We start from the raw sequence: 15,344 nt of genomic DNA, 5'->3' as shown, positions 1-15,344 counted from the left end.
ATAGTCGCACGAAGGAGATTTTGAAATGACCAATGCAGCCCTGCAAGTCGCGCGTACCGGTCTGGATGCGCAAAACACGAAAATGCGTGTTATCGCCAATAACCTGGCGAACGTGAACACCACGGGTTTCAAACGGGACCGCGCGGATTTCGAAACGCTTGCCTATCAGAATATTGTCACGCCAGGAGCGCCATCGGATGCACAGAACCGTTTTGCCAGTGGTCTGCAACTCGGTACCGGCGTCAAGCTATCCGGTATTGGCAAGATCAGTACGCAAGGAACGTTACAAAACAGCGAGAATGCGCTCGACATGGCGATTGAGGGCTCCGGCTTTTTTCAGGTTGAGAGACCCGATGGCACGACAGGCTATACTCGCGCCGGTAACTTCAGCCTGACCGCTGAGGGGAATATGGTCACAAGTGATGGCCTGCCTCTGGTTCCGGCCATTCAGGTACCACAAGGCGCAACCTCTTTGACTATTGGCAATAACGGGACGGTCACGGCAAATCTTGCCGGTCAAACCGACGTAAGCGAGCTTGGTCAGATAGAGCTAGCCAACTTTACAAACCCGTCCGGGCTGATGTCTGTCGGCAACAATATTCTCATTGAAACACCGGCCAGCGGGCCACCTCAGGTCGGCGAAGCGGGCACCGAGGGAATAGGCAGCATTCGCCAAGGCGCGCTGGAGCAGTCCAACGTCAATATCGTCGAAGAGCTGGTGAACATGATCGAGACGCAGCGCGCCTATGAGGTCAATAGCAAAATGATCTCGGCAACCGACGAGATGCTGCAGTTCGTCAATCAACAGATTTAACCTCCAATTGAGCGAGAGGCACTAACATGATGCGCATATCCCATTTTTCGAAGACGGCACTGTCCGTTACTGTGGCTCCCTTTCTGCTGATTAGTTGCATGGGCTCCGGTGGGTCCAATGCGGAGCGGGGTTTCGCAGCCGCGATCGCACCGCCATTGCCAGCCCCTGTCCCCGCAGCTGCCAATGGTGCGATTTTTCAGCAAGCCTCCGGCTATGCTGCACTAACCAGCGGTATGCGCGCCAGCAGGAAGGGTGATATCATCACCATCCTGCTTGTCGAAGATACCAGAGCAGCCAAATCAAATAGTGCATCCAAAGACCGTACAGGCGGGATTTCATTGACGCCGCCCACTTCGGGCCTGTTCTCATTATTCTCGCCCAGCGATGTCGCATCCAGCGGTTCACAGAATTTCAACGGCAGCGGAAATGCCGCCCAGTCCAATTCACTGCAAGGACGGATTAGCGTGACGGTCGCGGAAAGCTATGCCAACGGCACGATGCTGGTGCGTGGTCAAAAACTGACATCGCTCAATCGCGGCGACGAACATACCCAGTTTAGCGGCCTCATCCGTGCGATAGATATTTCTTCCGACAATACTATCCCGTCCACCAAGGTCGCCAATGCCCGCATTATTTACGGCGGCACCGGCGAAATTGCATCCGCCAGCAAGCAAGGCTGGTTGCAAAAATTCTTCTCTTTCATTTCCCCCTTTTAGTCCCCGATCAGGCGAGACAATATGACCCTATCTCCTAAAATAACCCGCTTCATCCATGCCTTCGCAGCATTGGTAATCACCCTGTTTATTGCGATGCAACCGGCGCAAGCAGAACGGATCAAAGACCTTGGTCATTTTGCTGGCCTGCGAACCAACCAGCTGGTTGGCTATGGCGTTGTGGTCGGGCTTGCCGGAACCGGCGATGACAGTCTGGAATATGCGACGTTGGGCGTGAAAGGCATGACCAGCCGTTTTGGCCTGGCCCTGCCTCCCGGCGTTAATCCCGCTACCAAAAATGCAGCGGCGGTAATGGTCACGGCCGAAATGCCGGCCTTCGCCAAACCTGGCCAGCGGATGGACGTGACTGTTTCAGCCTTGGGCAAAGCCAAATCGCTGCGTGGCGGTACATTGATTTTGATGCCGCTCTATGGTGCCGATCAACAAATCTATGCGATGGCGCAGGGTAACCTCGCCGTCGGTGGTTTGGGTATTTCCGCAACCGACGGGTCACAGCTTACTGTCAACATTCCCTCTGTGGGGCGGATTTCAGGCGGCGCAACCATTGAAAGAACTGTCGCAACCGGTTTCGAAAGCGAGCCTTTTCTTAGCTTCAATCTGTCCGATGCCGATCTGACCACCTCCCTGCGCGTGGCGGATGCGATCAATGAAGCATTGGGGACGGATCAGGCTATTGCTGCAGATGCCGTCACCGTGCGGATCGCTGCCCCCGTTGGTGCACAGGAACGCGTGATGTTGATGGGTAAAATCGAAAATTTGATGGTCAAGCCTGCAGAGGCCCGCGCTCGTATCATTGTAAATGCGAGGACTGGAACCGTCGTGATCAACGGAGCCGTTCGTCTGGGTCCTGCGGCGGTGACGCACGGAAAACTGACCGTGCGGGTCGAAGAAAATCCGACGGTTGTGCAACCTGCACCGTTTAGTCGCGGACGCACCACAACCGAGCCAAATAGTGACATCGCTCTGGAAGATGAAGGTGCCCCGGCCTTTGAAATTCGTCGCCGTGCTTCTTTGTCCGAAATTGTCGAAACTATTAATTCCATCGGAGTTTCACCGTCTGATCTAACAGCGATCCTTGAAGGATTGAAACAGGCCGGGGCCCTGAAAGCGGAGCTGATCATTATATGACCATTATTAATCCTACAGGGAAGCCTCTCGCTGGTTCGGCAACAAATGCCACGAAACCCGCCGCGAACCGCGCTAAAACCGAAACAGCAGAGATGGCAGCTAATTTCGAAGCGATATTTGTCCGCCAAATGCTGTCTACAATGCGTACGGCTTCGTTGGGCGAAGGCCTGTTTGATGGTCAGGGCACGGAACAATTCCGAGACATGCAGGATAGCATGCTCGCCAAGAACATGGCCGACAAAGGCGTTTTCGGCGTCGCCGAATTGCTGACACGCCACGTCCAAAACAACGGATCGGAGAAAAATAATGTCTGATCTACTGTCTATTGGACGTTCTGCACTGCGCGTTAACAGCCGGGCGCTGGAAGTGGTTGGATCCAACATCGCCAATGCCGAAAACCCTGACTATGTACGCCGGTCGTTAAATGTCGGTGACACCACCAACTATGGAAACACCAATCCGATATATACCAACTATACCGGCGTTGGCGGCGTCGCCATAAATGGCGTTGTCCGCGCCAGCGACCAGTTTCTGGAAGCGGCCACCCGGCAAACCGGCGCAGACCGTGTCAGGACCGAAGTCACGGTACAATGGCTTGACCAGGGTGAGATCGCGCTGGCCAATAACCAGTCGGATATCGGTAGCCAGCTGACCGAGCTCTTTGGCAGTGCTGAAGAGCTGTCCGCCGTTCCATTCGAACCCGCACTTCGGGGTCAGTTTCTGGGCGATATCGAAGATACGGTAGCCCGGTTCAACCAGACTGCGTCGAACCTTTCCACCACCACGACATTGATGAACGGTGCGGCAGCGCAGGAAACATCCGAGCTGAATGCCGCCTTGGCCGAGCTTGCCGAGGTCAACGAAAAATTGCGGCCCACCGAGCCGGGCACATCACAGCAGGTCGCTCTTTTAGATCAGCGCGATGCCGCCTTAACCGTGATTACCGAGAAGCTGGATGTCGAGATCAGCTTCGGTGAAAATGGGCTCGTTGACATTACGCGCGGCGGTACAAGCCTGGTCGACTATGACAGTGCCAGTCCGGTGACATTTGTCGCCAATGCTGGAGGTGCATTTGACATTGAGGTCGGCGGAGCCGTCCAGCCGCCGCCAACCAATGGAACATTGGGCGGCCTCCACCGTGCGCAAACCGACATTGCGGCAGTATCGACCAACCTCGATGCACTGGCTGTGCAATTTGCCAATGAACTTAATGGCTGGCAGGCCAATGGCCGGACCGATGCCGGAGCGGTTGGTGCAGCCATTGTTTCGCATGGCGGCACTGCTGCAAGTCTCTCCACCACAGGATTGACTGCCAATGATCTGGCCCTGGCATCGCCCGCCGGAGTGGCCAATGGCAACATATTGGCCTTTGTAGACTTACGCACACCGACCGGCACAGAACAGCAATATGAGGGACTTGTCCTCGGACAGGCCCAAAACCTGTTGTCCGCGCGCAGCGAAAGTGACGCGGCGACGGCCTTTGACCTGGCGACGCGCGAGTCACGCAATCGGGTTTCCAGCGTAGATCTGGACCGTGAAGCAGCGGATCTTATCCGTTTGCAGCAGTCTTATGAGGCATCGGCCCGGATTATCCAGGTCGCTCGTGAGACAGTTCAATCCGTATTGGCAATTTTTTAATGAGGCGCTGAACCAGGCGCGCCCAGGGGGTATATAATGGAATCTATCAACCGCACCAGACCAGCGGATGCCATTCAAAAGCAGGCTGACCTATCTGAATTGATTGCCCGGACACAGGATTCAATTGCGACAGGTATTAAGTTCAACCGGCCGTCCGAGGCGCCCTCCAGCTGGTTGGAAATATCCAGCATCAGCAGACAATCCACAATTGAGGACAGCTGGTCGAGCAATATTGGCCGCGCACGCATATTGGCACAGCAAGCAGAATCGACCATCGATACCATGTCCAACGGTACGGCCCGTATCAGGGAGCTGATGGTCCTTGCCAACAATGATACGCTGGCACCGCAAGACCGTGAAATAATAGCTCTGGAGCTGGAAAGTTTTCGGGAACAGTTTAACCAGCTGACGCAGGTTAAGGATAATTATGGCGGCGACCTGTTCTACTCGGGTAACCCGATTCAGATGCGTATTGATGCCAATGTTCTGGTCACGCCAACGCCGACGCTGGATGATGTGTCCGGCAGTGTTGATATTGGCGGCGGCGCGACCGAAAGCCTGGACACGATATTGACAAACATGATTGACGCGGTTCGCAGCGGAACGCCCACAGAACGCGGTGAACAGCTGGATCGTGCCAAATCGCTGACTGATCATTTCTCTGCGCTGCTCGGTCGTCAGGGTCTGACCATCAATCGGCTGGATGAACAGGATTTGAGGCTACAAGAATCTGGAATCAATACATCGGAGCGGCGCAAGGCGCTTGAAAATACCGACATTGCCGAGGCCATATCCCAGGCGCAATCACTACTGATCAACTTGGAAGCCGCGCAACGGGTCTATGCCCAGACAGCTAATAATTCCTTGATTCAGCTGATTGGCTAACCGGCCCAAATCATCACTATCACGCCCTTAACCATAAGGGCTTTCGACCGTCCATCAATATGATGATCGTCCCTTTGCCCATGGGCTTGCGGACAGATTTAAACGGACCTGTGGATTGGAAATAACGTTATGTTCGCTGGAATTGGTATTGTTGTCCTGCTTGTCATGGTATTTGGCGTGTTTCTGGTATCCGGTGGTGACCTGGGCGTGGTTGTAGCCGCTTTGCCAGTCGAAATGGGCATTATCGGTGGTGCCGCGGTTGGCGCGCTCATCATCGGCAATAGCGGCGCGCAACTGAAGGCGCTGATGGGCGGCTTTGGGAAAGTTTTCAAGGGCCCGACTTATGTCAAACAGGACTTCATGGACTGTATCTTGTTGGTCTCCAAGCTGACAAAAATCCTCAAAAGTGAAGGCCCAGTTGCTCTGGAACCGCATATCGAGGATCCCAAAGCGTCACCAATATTCAGCGAATATCCCAAGCTGCTGAAGGACGACACACTTATCCACCTGATCGCTGACAGCCTCAGGCTTGTTGTCGTGTCTTCCGGTACGCTCGACCCGCATGCCGTCGAAGACGTCATGGATCAGGCCATCAAAACACACCATCACGAAGCGATTGCGCCGGCTGACAATCTTCAGGGACTGGCCGATGCCTTGCCTGCGCTGGGCATTGTCGCCGCTGTTTTGGGTATTATCAAAGTCATGGGCTCGATCGATAAACCGCCGACCATATTGGGCGGTATGATCGGTTCTGCGCTTGTCGGAACCTTCCTTGGTGTTTTGCTGGCTTATGGTCTGGTTGGTCCGATGGCCAATCGAGCACGCTCGGTCATCGAAAGCGATGCGAGTATTTATCATGTCGCCAAACAGCTGATTATTGCCAGTCTGCATGGCCATCCGCAGCCGTTGATCATCGAAGCGGCCCGGACCAGCCTGCAGCATGAAAACCAGCCGAGTTTCTCTGATGTATTTGATGCCATAAGGGCAAAATAAACCATGGCCAAGAAAGCAGCACCGGAGCCGGTTCAACCCATCATCGTCAAAAAGATCATTATGGAAGACCATGGCGGCCATCACGGCGGCGCATGGAAAGTTGCCTATGCCGACTTTGTGACGGCGATGATGGCATTCTTTCTGTTAATGTGGTTGCTTGGTGCGACCGAGGAGAAACAACGCAAGGGTATTGCTGATTATTTCGCGCCAACGCTTGCCCAAGTAAAGCGCGATAGCGCGGGCGGCAAAGGAATGTTTGGCGGCTCTTCCGTTACTGATCCTGACAAATATCCTCATAAGAAAGCGAAAAACGTCGGAGACCAGTCAGTCGCAATTCCGCGCCCGCCTGCTGACAATCCGTCTGACACCAAGGGCAAGTTTGAAGGCGCAAAATCTGAGGCTAAATCCCTCACTGCAAGAGAATTTGAAAAGCGCATCCGTGAGCAGTTGAAGAACGATCCGGGGAATCTGAAGCTTCTGTCAAACGTTCGATTTACCGATACCGCAGAAGGGCTGCGCATCGATATTATCGATGAAGCTGATTTCAGCATGTTTGCGCTGGCAACCGATAATCTGAAATCGAAGGCGGCAGATCTCATCGGGGAAGTCGCAAAGATAATCGATACTGTCGATAACGAACTGATCATCAGGGGGCATACAGACAGTCTGCCCTATGCCAGTGGACAAAGCATGAATAACTGGCTGTTGTCGTCAGCCAGGGCAGAAGCTACCCGACAGGAACTGGTCAAAAGAGGCGTGGCGATGAGTCGTATGGCCCGTATCGAGGGCGTTGCGGATACCGAGCCCTATAATCCGGCAGAGCCTATGGATGACCGGAACAGGCGGATATCGATAACAATGAAGACCAAATAAAACTGTTGTCAGTTTAGCGGCCTCAACCAATTACAACCAATTTGGAAATAAAATGGACCAATCTTCTCAGATTGGTCCGAAAATGAATTGCTATTCAGGTTCTCGCTGAAGATACAAGTGATTGAAAGTGTAAAACCTTTCTCTCAAGGTCATCTCAGCCCCCGCAGGTTGCGACTTTGATAAACGTAGCGCACCTGGTCTGCGTTATAGTTTGGGTAGAGTGGTCTATACCACTCTACCCAATCGTCGTTTAGAGGCTCTCAAAAGTGTTCTGCACTTATGGAACTGGACACTCTGCCCAGCAACCATCCCATGGCGACAGTCATGAAAACATCTGCCCTTTACACACCCCTGCCGTTAACCAGCACCGCAAACAAAAAAAGGGGACCAAGCTTCACGCTTGGCCCCCTGCCCCAAATATTTCCAGTGTCATGTTGATAGAGTCATGAAAGCTCTTCCTGATCTACGAGCTATTACCCGGCGCCAGCACTGCAAAGCCGAGACGCAGTTGAAATCACTACGCCCCGAAGCTCCACAAGACTACAGATCATTGGCATATGTCAGGACGTTGTTACGACCGCGCGATTTGGCTTCATAAAGCGCCAGATCGGCTTTTCTGAGGATCGAACGCTTTGTGTCTGAGTCCAGACACTGCGCCACGCCAGCGGAAAAAGTAACCTTACCCAGAGCATTTCCGGACTCCAGATCGACCAGCTCACGGCGCGCCAATCCTTCACGGCACGCATCGACCAGCTTGCATACCTCTTCAATGTTATGGTCTTCGAAGATAACAGCGAACTCTTCACCGCCATAACGAGATGTATGACATTTGCTGTTTGTAAGAGATGACAATTCATCCGCTACCAGCTTCAGCACGCGATCGCCGCATTCATGACCAAAAGCATCGTTTATCTTCTTGAAGTGATCAATGTCGATAAAAGCCAAAACCAATGGTTGTCCGTCTTCGATCAGCTTTTCCAATACCTCATCCAACGTCCGTTCAAACTTCCGGCGGTTTGGCAGTTTGGTCAGCTGATCAAAGTCGGCTTCGTTTCTGGCCTGCTCCAGTTCGGTCTGCAAACTGGCCAGCTTTTTATTTGTTTCGGTGATCTGCTCCCGGTTTTCGCGTGTCGATTCAACCATCAACTTCGATAGATCCAGCAGCTTTTGAATGGCAATGTCAACATCGCCCGAGCGTGCCCGGATACTATCCGCCTGTTCGATCATGTTATTCTCACATTCGATCGCATTTTTATTACCATCATCAATGGTTTGCGTCGTCGCGCGAATATGTTGAATCGCTTCCATGAGGATCTTGTCGATCTGCACCCCAATATCTGAACGCAAGTGTTTATCATGCAGTTCCTGCGCCGCGGCGTTGTCAAGACGTCCTGCAGAAGACAAGCCCACGATTTCGTTTTTCAGACTGGTATTGCCGCCGCAAATATACTCCCATGCCAATTCCAGATTGGAGGAAGACAGAGTAAGATTATGCTGCCGGATGAAACTGGCGATGGCGTAAAGCGGTGGCCGCTCGCCATTATCTTCTATGCAAACCGGGCATGTATCATCGCCGTCATTGTCGCGGAAATAGCTGTCTAATATGTTTTTGATATCTAGTTTCACTTCATGCTCTCAATCTTGGTTGTGGCATCCGGTTGTACGCATCCAGTGCGGCAACCTTGTAGGCCTCGGCTAGTGTTGGAAAATTAAAAACGGTGTCGGACAGATAGTCGATGCCGCCGTCCAGGTTCAGGACGGCTTGGCCGATGTGGATTAACTCTGTCGCGCCTTCACCGACTATATGTACGCCCAATAGCTTGCGGTTGTTCAGGTCGAAAATACATTTCAACAGACCTTTGCAATCGCCCAATATATGTCCGCGTGATGTTTCCTGGAATCGGGCTATGCCGATCTCAACCTGCAGACCCTTGGCGCGCGCCTCATCTTCGGAAAGACCGATGCTGGCGATTTCCGGGATAGAATAGATGCCGAGCGGAAAGCTATGTTCCGAACAATGGATTGGATGATTGAATGCATGGCAAGCGGCTAGCCGGCCCTGCTCCATCGATGTGGAGGCCAGCGCGGGAAAACCGATTATGTCGCCGGCTGCATAGATATGAGGCTGTGACGTTTGCAGTGTTTTTTCATCTACCGTCAATCGACCCCGGCTATCAGCTTCCACTCCAATTTTTTCCAGCCCAAGCTTGTCCACAGCGCCAACGCGGCCAGCAGTGAAAAGCAACATTTCCGAACGAAGCCGTCTGCCGTCATCAAGCTCTACATGCGGATTATCATTTTCATCCAGTTCGATATTCTTGATCGACCTGCCCAAGCGAAGGCTGATACCCCGCTCCGAAAGTTGATGAGTGAAATTGGAGATGATATCGCGATCAATAAATTCCAGTATGTTTTCACGCGCCTCTACAACAGTAACCGGAATTTCCAGCGTCGAGAATATGGTAGCATATTCAAGCCCGATGACCCCGCCACCAACAACAATGATGGATTTTGGCATCGGCATGTTTGCAGCAATGGAATCGCTGTCAACAACGCTAGAGCCATTGAAAGGAATGTGCTTCGGCCGGAACGGTTTTGTTCCCACTGCGATAAGAAATTTTTCTGCAGTGACCGAAAAACTTGTTCGCTTTCCCTGAACCGACTGCGATACGGCCAGTTTGTGAGGGCCGGTAAATTTTGCACGACCGTTCAGCGTTTCAATGTTATTGCGGGATAGTTGACTGTCGATCACCGCGACTTCATCACCCAAGGTTGTTGACAACCGTGAAGCAATGGATTTGCGCGTTACATCTGAACCGTTCCGCTGGCGGCCCGATTTAAAATATTGATCGCGCCATCCGGTAACCGACAGAACCGACTCCCGGATTGTTTTCGACGGCAAAGTTCCTGTGTGAACAGACACCCCGCCAATCTTCTTTTGATCGTCCACAATGGCAACTGATTTTCCCAGCTTGGACGCCTGGATTGCTGCCCTGCGCCCGGCCGGACCACCCCCGATTACCACGAAATCATAGTCAAAATTGGTCATCTATTTCCCTTTCGTGTCATGGTTAACGGTGACAAAGAGAAACATTAAACCCCAAGGGGTAATATCAGTGATGTTATGGAAAAACGCATGTGCGGAAGTTTGTCAGCTGATGAGCGATCAGAAAGAATAATGCATCAATTTGGGACATATCCCAATAAATTATACACCTGTGTCATAAGTCCGTAATTTTTGTTGAAACTGCAACCAGTTGTGATTATTGGACTTTGATTTAACGGCTGTAACCTTTCGCGGCATTCGTGCGAATTAGGAAACAGGTCTTTAAAAAGAACCATTTTTATCGCCAAGGAAAGGCGCTGTCGATCAACATGAGTAACCGCGAAATCGACATGCTCAGTCTAGTGACGCGGCTCGAAAAAATTCTTTCTGCTCTAGATGAAAACGGATATTCCATCGCAGCAATAAAAGTCGAAGAAGCAATTAATGCTCTTGAACGGGCCCAGGAAGCTGAGGAGCAAAACGGAGAAAATTCCTAATCTTCGCTTCTACTGAAGCTCATATATCATCAGCACACAGTTTTTAATCCGTTTCCTTGTTTCATCATCACAATCCCGGCGACTAATGTCCTGCAGCCGTTCATCCCTGTCATCTCCACCTTCAATATAGGTACTCGGCCGGATCTCGATCCGCCGATGAATTTTTGCGCTGGCATAGGCTGTTGCGGATGCGCCCGCTTTACGAACTTTGCCTTCTTCCGCTTTTACCGGCAGGAACAATGTAAAGATGAATATGGGAATGGCTGCCAGCTTTAGTCTAGCCAAGCTTGACGATGCCTTGGGTGGGCCAGTGTCGAGCATGCTGCCTCTCTCTGATACCAAATAAGTTCAGAGTCAGTAACGGCAATTGTAGCGCTATCTTAAGTCGCGGCGAAAAACCTGTCAGATTTCCTGTCCGCAAACATCAGGTGCGAATATGCAGGTTCGATAGATTCATGACGGAATCGAGATAGGCGACACAAGCCTGTCTCGCATTGTCTGTCATGCGGATATTGTCAGCTCCCTGCCCTTCACAATCGGTCACATATTGACGGTCAAAAAACACCGAAATCCAGCGCGATGCTATGGCAGGCGTGGTTGATAGTTCAGCGAACAATTCGTCCCTGGAAATGCACTCCTGTTTTTCTGTCGCAATATATATTTCGAGCAAAAGCTCCCAAGCGGGATCACCAAATATCCCATCATTGGAAAAGAACAGGCTTCTCTCTCGCTGCATGGCCAAAAATCGTTGAGCCCGAGCGACGTGATTATCCAATATGGGATCGGTCATAGCAACCTCATCTTGCGAAAACTTGACCACTGATTGCCCGCAATAATGATATGATCGTGCAATTTGATTTCCAATTCTCGGCATATGGTTTTGATCAGCATGGTGAATTTTATATCGGATTGACTGGGCTTGAGATCGCCAGCGGGATGGTTATGTACCAAAATTATCGCAGAGGCGTTCAGCTCCAGAGCCCGTTTCAATATGGACCGCGGCGGCACAAATATCTTGTTCGGCGAACCGGTCCCCAGCTCCTCATCTTTCAGCAGATGGTTGGCATTATCCAGAAACAAGACCCGCATGGTTTCATTTGCCAACGAGCCCATACTGCCTTGCAGATAGTTGATCAATTTGCTGTCGGTTGCCGAGACCAGCCTTTTGGGCAGGTCATTCTGCAATTGCGCTGTGAATAGTTTCTCAGCAGCCATCAGCAAATTGATCACGGCGTCGTGCGACCCTATTACACGCCGTAAAGCTTCTTCCGATTCCGATAAGATTCGGCCGATCGAGCCAAACTCGGTTAATAGTGCGTCAGATAATGAGATGGCCTTTTCAGGCGCGACTGACTTTATGAGCTCCGCCAGGACGGATCGGTCCCGTATGTCTTCAATCTGAGTTGATGACAGTAAGTTCCTATCGCCAGCGTTATCAGCAAGGGATAAGAAGAAGCGACTTGCATGATCAAATAGGCCAACGGATGTATCGACACGTCCATCAGCTTTGCTGAATGCGCCACTAGCGCTATGGTTTGTAGCGAGACTACGCATAGCGGCCAAAACCGCCTAGCACGCAACGCAATTGCAAGAAACGCAGACCAAGCGAACATATCAATGATGAGGTGCCCCGGATCCATTGCCGTGTACTCAGCAGGAGTGAACATGTGCACAAAAGGATCCGACACAGCCATGAAAATACAAGCCAATGCCGTAGCTCGCTCCGGCCCTCCTCCTCGGTACAGAGAATAGATAATGACCGCACCGAAAAGGAGGAAAAAAAGGACAACTCGCATTGTCTGATCGGAACACGTGGAGACATTTCAGTCAACCCTCTGATCAATCAAGAAACCACAGAAAGATGAGAGGATTCATCTATCGATGTCTGTGCAGCAGGCGGACATTCATGCATATCCAAACCAGCATATTCTTTTCCAATTTTTTTCAATTCGCCATGAACACGCAGAACATCGTTGCTTGCATCCACAAGAGCCATTTGTGCTTTGGCAAGGCGCAGAATGGCAGCTTGACCGGTGGAAGCAGGAACACCTGTGCTCAAGCGGGCTTTAACTAATGTCGACATAAGGTCTGAAACAGAGACCAGTGCCTGATCAATACTATACTCGGTGTGCGGCATATCCTGGCCGATTTGGTCTTTGGCTTTTTTGATTTCGTAAGACATAACATTCCCTTTCCGCGAAGCGCGAATTCCAAAAAATTAAATTTCAGGTTAGGTCTGGTGTATGCTTACGCGGCCAGCAGACCTGAAAGAGACTGAGAGACGGCTAGTCCGATCAAGACAATTGCCAAAATGCCGACAGTCATGCCCACAATGATGGCCAGTCTTTGAACGGTTCCAAGATCGCCGCTCGGTTCCTTCAGGGCTTGCAACCAAAGGTTCGATTCATGGGTGGAGTTAAAGTCGTATGGTACGGCTGCTTCTTCCAACATGAACGACTCTGCTTGTTCGCCCTGACTTGCTTTTGCAGCCAGATCGGGTTCGGATGGAAGATAGGCCGGATCATATATGATCCGATCATAGTCGCCAGCGGCCCGTGCAAAGACGATTGCGGCTTGATCACGCGTTGCCACGTCCAGCGTCCGTCGGGCGCTATCCAGCCGCTGATCCACAGCTGGTTTGGATATGTTCAAGATCCGGGCGATTTCTTTTGATGATTTTCGTAAGACAACAAGGTGCAGACATTCACGCTGCTTCTCAGTCAGTCTTGCAACACGCTCGGCTTCGATTTCAAACTGGTCCACTGGTTACCCCCACGAACTAAGGCGAATATAGTTTCACATTCGAAGATAGGCAACTGGCTAAAAGACTATATATAATTTCGACAAACCCGCCATTAGCTTCAACCAAAAGCAAATTGCTCCAAAGAGAAGGTCAGTGAAGGAAAATACTCTGGAACAGATATCAATGATGCAGAAAGTAAATGCCAGCGTTACAGTTTGATAACATTATGAAATATTGTTCCTAGGGGTCAAATTTTTTGACAGTCTACGTTCATGTTTAAACCGCTATCAAGTTGCCGGCGAGCAATGAGCCTTTGATTTCGGGATATTTCATGGGGCCTTCAAAGCAGGGGATGATATGTGATGAGCAGTTCAGAACACATAAATTTCGAAGATGACGCATCTCAAACGACCGAAATCGTAACCCTGCTGGAGCAGATATTAGCCGAGTTTGACGCCATGGAACTTACAGTGCCCGCTATAAAAATTGCCGAAGCGATTGATTGTCTAAAACAGACGTAATCCCATCTTCTCTGCTTCATTCAGCCACTGAACAATATCAAAAACTAAAAAGTTGCGATGACTGTTAATCGGGATTTGAAAGTGCCGTTAACTTATTCAGGCACTTTCAGCTGCCTAAAACTTGTTGGGCGCCGCATTAATCATCCCCACAATGAGCGGTTGCTTTAACACGAATTGGAAAGGGGCGATTTTTGTTTGCTGGTCCTTACTGGATCGCCCCTTTTTCAATCTCCAAAATGTTGATATCCTGCTCATCGCGTGGTCAATATTGCCAGCGATTTGATTACAGCAGCTGTGCCTAGTCGGCAAGGCCGTCCCAGGCCTCCTTGATTTTTGAAAAGAAACCGCTGCTATTTGGACTTTCGTCGCCCGTTTCGGTTTCCTGAAATTCACGCAGCAGCTCTTTTTGTCGCGCCGACAGCTTGGTTGGCGTCTCCACCTCTATCTGCACAACCATATCACCATGACCGCGGCCACGTAGAACAGGCATGCCCGCACCACGTTGTCTGATTTGCTTACCGGACTGTATGCCCGCAGGGATACGGATTTCATGTTTGGTACCATCAAGGCCCGGGATCACAATCTCCCCGCCGAGAGCTGCTACCGAGAAACTGATCGGCGCGCGCGTAAACAGCGTCGTGCCTTCGCGCTCAAAAATATCATGGCGTGCCAGATGAATGAAAATATAGAGATCACCAGGAGGGGCACCTCGAGCACCCGCCTCACCTTTGCCGGACAACCGAATACGGGTACCGCTATCAACACCAGCCGGGATTTCTACTTCCAGGGCCTGCGGCTTATCGACCCGGCCCTCGCCATAACAGACATGGCATGGGCTCTCGATCACCTCGCCGCGTCCCTGGCAGCTTGCACAGGTACGTTCTACGACGAAAAAGCCTTGTTGTGCTCTTACTTTCCCATGGCCGTGGCAGGTTGGGCAAGTTTTGACACCAGTTCCGGGCTCCGCACCTGATCCATCACATTCATCACAACCGACTGATACATCTATTTCAATCTCTGTTTGCTTGCCATGGAATGCGTCTTCCAGCGAAATTTCCATATCATAGCGCAAATCTGCACCACGTGCCGGACCGCGCTGTTGCTGCTGTCCGCCAAAGCCGCCGCCAGCACCGCCACCGAAAATTGTTTCGAAAATATCGCCAATATCATTGAAAGCGGCTCCACCAAAACCGCCACCGCCAGCATTATTGCCGCCGCCATTGGTAAAAGCCGCGTGGCCATATTGGTCATAAGCCGCTCGCTTTTGGGGGTCCTTCAGGACGTCATAAGCTTCGCTGATGGATTTGAATTTCGCCTCTGCTGCGGCATCACCCGGATTTTTGTCGGGGTGATATTTCATCGCCAGTTTGCGATAAGATGATTTCAGCGTCGCGCCATCGCAGCCGCGATCGACCTGAAGCTGCTCATAATAATCCATTTCGGTTGCCATTACTCTGCTTCCCCCGAAGCTT

The 15,344-nt window shown here is 51.3% G+C and carries 18 protein-coding genes; 10 read left to right on the top strand and 8 right to left on the bottom strand.

Annotated elements, in window-relative coordinates; genetic code table 11:
* The first annotated feature begins 25 nt into the window (after window positions 1–25).
* From flgG to AC6I9Z_RS08465, 8 genes are all read left to right on the top strand, one after another.
* Entirely contained in the window at window positions 26–814 is a 789-nt protein-coding gene (flgG, locus tag AC6I9Z_RS08500) for a flagellar basal-body rod protein FlgG (protein ID WP_109357486.1), read from the top strand.
* Between the two features lie 98 nt (window positions 815–912).
* Window positions 913–1,530, top strand: coding sequence for a flagellar basal body L-ring protein FlgH (locus AC6I9Z_RS08495; protein WP_461456877.1), 618 nt, complete (start codon window positions 913–915; stop codon window positions 1,528–1,530).
* 21 nt (window positions 1,531–1,551) lie between these two features.
* Window positions 1,552–2,676, top strand: a complete 1,125-nt coding sequence (locus AC6I9Z_RS08490; RefSeq protein ID WP_461455204.1) for a flagellar basal body P-ring protein FlgI — start codon at window positions 1,552–1,554, stop codon at window positions 2,674–2,676.
* Window positions 2,673–2,990 carry a rod-binding protein gene (locus AC6I9Z_RS08485; RefSeq protein ID WP_461455202.1) on the top strand — a complete coding sequence of 106 codons (318 nt, stop codon included), beginning with the start codon at window positions 2,673–2,675 and terminating at the stop codon, window positions 2,988–2,990. Before AC6I9Z_RS08490 ends, AC6I9Z_RS08485 begins: the two co-directional genes overlap by 4 nt.
* Window positions 2,983–4,314, top strand: coding sequence for a flagellar hook-associated protein FlgK (flgK, locus tag AC6I9Z_RS08480; RefSeq protein WP_461455200.1), 1,332 nt, complete (start codon window positions 2,983–2,985; stop codon window positions 4,312–4,314). The genes AC6I9Z_RS08485 and flgK overlap by 8 nt, the downstream gene beginning before the upstream one ends.
* Window positions 4,315–4,350: 36 nt before the next feature.
* Window positions 4,351–5,199, top strand: coding sequence for a flagellin (locus tag AC6I9Z_RS08475; protein ID WP_461455198.1), 849 nt, complete (start codon window positions 4,351–4,353; stop codon window positions 5,197–5,199).
* 129 nt (window positions 5,200–5,328) lie between these two features.
* Window positions 5,329–6,192, top strand: a complete 864-nt coding sequence (motA, locus tag AC6I9Z_RS08470; RefSeq protein ID WP_461455196.1) for a flagellar motor stator protein MotA — start codon at window positions 5,329–5,331, stop codon at window positions 6,190–6,192.
* Between the two features lie 3 nt (window positions 6,193–6,195).
* A complete protein-coding gene (locus tag AC6I9Z_RS08465; protein ID WP_109357492.1) occupies window positions 6,196–7,065 on the top strand; it encodes a flagellar motor protein MotB in 870 nt (289 codons plus the stop codon).
* A 540-nt stretch (window positions 7,066–7,605) separates the two neighbouring features.
* Here AC6I9Z_RS08465 and AC6I9Z_RS08460 read toward each other — a convergent pair.
* Both AC6I9Z_RS08460 and sthA read right to left on the bottom strand, forming a co-directional pair.
* Entirely contained in the window at window positions 7,606–8,691 is a 1,086-nt protein-coding gene (locus AC6I9Z_RS08460) for a GGDEF domain-containing protein (RefSeq protein ID WP_461455194.1), read from the bottom strand.
* 1 nt (window position 8,692) lies between these two features.
* Window positions 8,693–10,114 (bottom strand): Si-specific NAD(P)(+) transhydrogenase, encoded by a 1,422-nt coding sequence (gene sthA / locus AC6I9Z_RS08455; RefSeq protein WP_461455192.1) that lies wholly within the window; start codon window positions 10,112–10,114, stop codon window positions 8,693–8,695.
* A 326-nt stretch (window positions 10,115–10,440) separates the two neighbouring features.
* On the opposite strand from sthA, the gene AC6I9Z_RS08450 reads away from it, so the two are divergent.
* Window positions 10,441–10,608 (top strand): hypothetical protein, encoded by a 168-nt coding sequence (locus tag AC6I9Z_RS08450; protein WP_461455190.1) that lies wholly within the window; start codon window positions 10,441–10,443, stop codon window positions 10,606–10,608.
* 9 nt (window positions 10,609–10,617) lie between these two features.
* On the opposite strand, the gene AC6I9Z_RS08445 is transcribed toward AC6I9Z_RS08450, so the two are convergent.
* From AC6I9Z_RS08445 to AC6I9Z_RS08425, 5 genes are all read right to left on the bottom strand, one after another.
* The gene (locus AC6I9Z_RS08445) at window positions 10,618–10,929 is read right to left on the bottom strand and encodes a hypothetical protein (RefSeq protein ID WP_461455188.1); all 312 of its coding nucleotides are present in this window, start codon (window positions 10,927–10,929) and stop codon (window positions 10,618–10,620) included.
* A 103-nt stretch (window positions 10,930–11,032) separates the two neighbouring features.
* Window positions 11,033–11,398 carry a hypothetical protein gene (locus tag AC6I9Z_RS08440; protein ID WP_461455186.1) on the bottom strand — a complete coding sequence of 122 codons (366 nt, stop codon included), beginning with the start codon at window positions 11,396–11,398 and terminating at the stop codon, window positions 11,033–11,035.
* Entirely contained in the window at window positions 11,395–12,162 is a 768-nt protein-coding gene (locus tag AC6I9Z_RS08435) for a JAB domain-containing protein (RefSeq protein ID WP_461455184.1), read from the bottom strand. The genes AC6I9Z_RS08440 and AC6I9Z_RS08435 overlap by 4 nt, the downstream gene beginning before the upstream one ends.
* Window positions 12,163–12,451: 289 nt before the next feature.
* Window positions 12,452–12,790, bottom strand: coding sequence for a hypothetical protein (locus tag AC6I9Z_RS08430; protein WP_461455182.1), 339 nt, complete (start codon window positions 12,788–12,790; stop codon window positions 12,452–12,454).
* Between the two features lie 65 nt (window positions 12,791–12,855).
* On the bottom strand, window positions 12,856–13,371 hold the full coding sequence (locus tag AC6I9Z_RS08425; protein WP_461455180.1) for a sigma factor-like helix-turn-helix DNA-binding protein: 516 nt from the start codon (window positions 13,369–13,371) through the stop codon (window positions 12,856–12,858).
* Between the two features lie 342 nt (window positions 13,372–13,713).
* On the opposite strand from AC6I9Z_RS08425, the gene AC6I9Z_RS08420 reads away from it, so the two are divergent.
* Window positions 13,714–13,872, top strand: coding sequence for a hypothetical protein (locus AC6I9Z_RS08420; RefSeq protein ID WP_461455178.1), 159 nt, complete (start codon window positions 13,714–13,716; stop codon window positions 13,870–13,872).
* 298 nt (window positions 13,873–14,170) lie between these two features.
* On the opposite strand, the gene dnaJ is transcribed toward AC6I9Z_RS08420, so the two are convergent.
* A complete protein-coding gene (dnaJ, locus tag AC6I9Z_RS08415; protein WP_109357500.1) occupies window positions 14,171–15,322 on the bottom strand; it encodes a molecular chaperone DnaJ in 1,152 nt (383 codons plus the stop codon).
* Window positions 15,323–15,344: the final 22 nt, after the last annotated feature.

The organism is Parasphingorhabdus sp. (assembly GCF_059726685.1).
This window is presented reverse-complemented; position numbering and strand designations above follow the sequence as displayed.